4 protein-coding genes and 1 pseudogene are annotated in these 3,718 nt (G+C 61.6%); all 5 read left to right on the top strand.

The genetic code is table 11. The features are described from left to right. Positions 1–189 (top strand): annotated as a pseudogene (locus H8B20_RS27675) (phage regulatory CII family protein); the annotation flags it as partial. Continuing rightward, complete coding sequence (locus H8B20_RS27670; RefSeq protein ID WP_008080171.1) at positions 182–406, top strand: TraR/DksA family transcriptional regulator; 225 nt, start codon at positions 182–184, stop codon at positions 404–406. The pseudogene H8B20_RS27675 and the gene H8B20_RS27670, both read left to right, overlap by 8 nt. Beyond that, positions 396–2,615 carry a VapE domain-containing protein gene (locus H8B20_RS27665; RefSeq protein WP_210625222.1) on the top strand — a complete coding sequence of 740 codons (2,220 nt, stop codon included), beginning with the start codon at positions 396–398 and terminating at the stop codon, positions 2,613–2,615. The genes H8B20_RS27670 and H8B20_RS27665 overlap by 11 nt, the downstream gene beginning before the upstream one ends. Next, positions 2,608–2,967: a PA0613 family protein gene (locus H8B20_RS27660; RefSeq protein ID WP_210625221.1), complete on the top strand. Its 360-nt coding sequence runs from the start codon at positions 2,608–2,610 to the stop codon at positions 2,965–2,967. Before H8B20_RS27665 ends, H8B20_RS27660 begins: the two co-directional genes overlap by 8 nt. Before the next feature lie 529 nt (positions 2,968–3,496). Further along, positions 3,497–3,718 (top strand): phage holin family protein (locus H8B20_RS27655; RefSeq protein ID WP_210625220.1); only part of this gene is annotated, 222 nt, incomplete at its 3' end.

The raw sequence follows: 3,718 nt of genomic DNA, 5'->3' as shown, positions 1-3,718 counted from the left end.
GCCGAATACTTCCGCCAGGTCGCTGATCTGGCCGAGACCTGGGCCAAGAGCATCGGCGACGGCGTGGTGACTGATCAGGAACTCGCTGCGATTCGCCTGCAGGTGTTCCGGGGTATTCAAGGGCTGCTGGGTTTGTTCAACCGCGCCACCTACGTCAATCAGACGACGCGAGGTGCTGACCGTGGCTGACATCGCCGATTTCGCCAACGATCTGGTGCAGGAACGCATCGATCAGGCCATGGCTGCGCGCAGCGCTGCCAAAGCAGAAAGCGCTGCCCATTCCTTGCTGTTCTGTGAAGCCTGCGACGACCCGATCCCGGAAGCCCGTCGTTTGGCTCAGCCGGGCTGCTCGCAATGCATCAGTTGCCAATCCCTCTCTGAGCGGGGGATTCAGCATGCTCGATGAGGTATTGGGGCAATTCGCCGATTACGGTCTGGAGCCAGCGCAACCGCTGGTGTTCGGCAAGCTGACCCGCTGCAAGACTTCGCAGGACAAGGGCAAGGAAAAGAACGGCTGGTACGTGGTGCACGAGCAGCGCACGGAGAAGGGCGATACGCTGATCTTCGGCGCTTTCGGTGACTGGCGTTCGGGCGAGACGCAGAAGATCAAGGTCAAGGCCGGTCGCATGTCGCCGGAAGAGCGCGAACTGATGCGCGCCCGCCAGGAAGAAGCCAAGCGCCGCGCCGCCGAAATCGCGAGTAACGCTGCGCGGCGGGCCGCGAAAAGGGCGCAGGGTTTGTTTGAGCGCATGCCGACCACCGGCCGCAGCGAATACCTGGACCGCAAGCAGATCGTTGGTATCAATGTCCGATACGCGCCACGCACCGGCGCCGTGTTGGTCCCAATGAAGAACGCCCGTGATCAGATCATGGGCCTGCAGGTGATCTTCCCGAACAAGCAGGAAGACACCGGCCGCGACAAATCCTACTGGCCTTACGGCATGGCGAAGGAGGGCACATTCCACCTGCTCGGTCCGCACCCGGTACCGGGCGAACCGGTGCTGGTCTGCGAGGGTTACGCCACCGGCGCAAGTCTGCATATGGCGACGTCGCTCGCTGTGGCCGTGGCCTTCGATGCGGGCAACCTGTTGGCCGTGTGCAAGGTCATGCGCGAGCGCTTTGCCGGCTGCCCGCTGATCATCTGCCGCGACGACGACTGGAAGACCACAAAGCCTAATGGCGATGCCTGGAATCCGGGCGACGAGAAGGCGAGCAATGCTGCGTTGATCGTCGGTGCCCAGGTCGTTGCGCCGTTCTTCTCTGTCGAGCGTCACGAGAAGTGGACCGACTTCAACGACCTGCACGTCGCCGAGGGTTTGGACGCGGTGCGTCGACAGGTACTGGCAGTGGTCCGTCCACCGGCCGCTGGTGGTTGGAAAGATCAGCTGGCTCGCAGTGAGAGCGGCGCCTTGATCGCGCACATGCAGAACGTCGAACTGATCCTCGCCCATGACGAACGCTGGGCCGGGGTGATCAGCTACTGCGCCTTCAGCTCGAAGATCGTCAAGCTGCGAGCTGCGCCTTATGGCGGTGGTACCGGCGAGTGGGCCGACATTGATGATGTGCGAGTGATGAAGTGGATTGCGCAGCAGTACAACCTGCGCGTGAAGTCCTCGCACGTGATCGAGGCTGTCAGCGTGGTGGCACACGACCACGCGTTTCACCCGGTGCGTGAGTACCTGAAGAAACTGGAATGGGATCGTGTGCCGCGCCTGGAGCGTTGGCTGACGGATGTCATGGGCGTGAAGACAACGGATTACACGTCCAAGGTCGGCAAGCGCTGGATGATCTCGGCCGTGGCTCGGGTTATGAAGCCCGGTTGCAAGGCTGACTCGGTGATGATTCTCGAAGGCGTACAAGGCGCCGGTAAGTCGACTGCGATGAGCGTACTCGGCGGTGAGTGGTTCATGGACACGCCGTTTGCCCTCGGCGACAAGGACGGCTTTCAGGCGATCCGCGGCAAGTGGATTGTTGAACTCGGCGAGCTGGACAGCTTCAACAAGGCCGAAAGCACCAAGGCCAAGCAGTTCTTCTCGGCATCGACCGACACCTACCGCGAAAGCTATGGCCGCAGAACGCTGGACGTGCCACGCCAGTGTGTCTTCGTCGGTACCACCAACCAGGACGAGTACCTCAAAGACGCCACTGGCAACCGCCGCTATTGGCCGGTGGCCTGTACCAAGGTCGACGTGGCGTTGCTGCGCGAGATCCGCGACCAGCTGTGGGCCGAAGCGATGTTCTGTTTTGAGGCCGGCGATCTCTGGTGGGTAACGCGAGAGGAAGCGCCGATGTTCAGCGAGGAACAGGACGAACGCTTTGTGGTGGACGAATGGGAAACGCCCATCCTGACCTGGCTCGAAGAGTCGCAGATCGGCGAGACCACTACCGGCAGTGAAGTGATGAGTCAGGCGCTCAAGCTCGATCCCGGTCACTGGGGCAAACCGGAGCAGATGCGCGTGGGTGCGATTCTGCATCGACTGGGCTGGCGACGTTTCCGTTTGGGCGCCTTGAGTAAGAGCGGCCAGCGGCCATGGGCGTACAAGAAACCGGAGGGTTGGGGCAGGGCGCCTGCGCTTGAACAACCGGAGTTCGAGGAGCCGTGCTTCGATGATTAAAGCGATCGATATGGCTCTCAAACAATGGGCGCAGGAGCTGCACAGCGACGAGCTGGCTGCCGGTTACTCGGGCGGCAATATGGTCGCCATGATGATGGAGAACGGTGGCCAGCTGGTGCGCGGCAGGCGCGGGAGCAGGGTGCCGCTCGAGGCGTCTCTGGACATTGAGCGCATCGTCAAAAAGCGCCTCGATCCCGAGCTGATGACGGTCGTCAAGGTGCATTACTTCCAGCCCGACGCACCTCTCGCTGCACGTCTGGCACGCAGTGGCTGCACACGCAACCTCTACTACCAGCGCCTGCATGACGCCCACATCGTGGTTGAGCACTTCCTCTTGGGGGAAGCGGCTTGATCGTGGGCATCCCTCTGGCTCACGCCGTCCCACTGGCCTGCATCCGTCCCACCGCTTTTTGCGGTGGTGGGACGGGCGCAGGCCCCGTCGTTGTTGGGCTGTCCCGCCGTCCCACCTTTTTCATGTCTCCCGCCCGTGTATGCGTAGCGGGCATCAATGCGCGTGTTCACGCGCACGCGTGTTTTTAAATACTCTCTCTATACACGAGAAAGGAGAGATAAAAGTAGGACGGTGGGGCAAAGCCCCAATCTGCGGGGCTTTCAGACGTCCCACCTTGTTTTAGAGAGGTGGGACGTATGGGACGCCAGAAAAGCAAAAGACAGCCGGGATAGATATTCACCGACATTCGCCAGCCGTTCACCGGACGTAAGCCACACATTCACCGGATGGCATTAAAACGGTCTTGCTGCCACCAGAATCGACCTGTAAAAAGGGGCCATCTTCGATGGGTGCGACCGCAAAGCGCGGCAGGCCACCCACCACCTGACCCGGCCATAGCGCCGGGTCTTTTTGTTTAAGGGGCAGGGCAATGACGAACGAGCAGCAGGCACTGGCAGAGATGCCGATCTGGTTGGTGATTGCCCTGTCGTTGGTTGGCGGCGTGTCCGGCGAGATGTGGCGCGCTGACAAGGATGGGGCGCGAGGCTGGGCGTTACTGCGGCGCCTCGCACTTCGGTCCGGTGCCTGCATCGTGTGCGGCGTGTCAGCGATGATGTTGCTGTTCGGCGCGGGCCTGTCGATCTGGACAGCG

The organism is Pseudomonas sp. P42 (assembly GCF_017973755.1).
Taxonomy (GTDB): Bacteria; Pseudomonadota; Gammaproteobacteria; order Pseudomonadales; family Pseudomonadaceae; genus Aquipseudomonas; species Aquipseudomonas iridis.
This window is presented reverse-complemented; position numbering and strand designations above follow the sequence as displayed.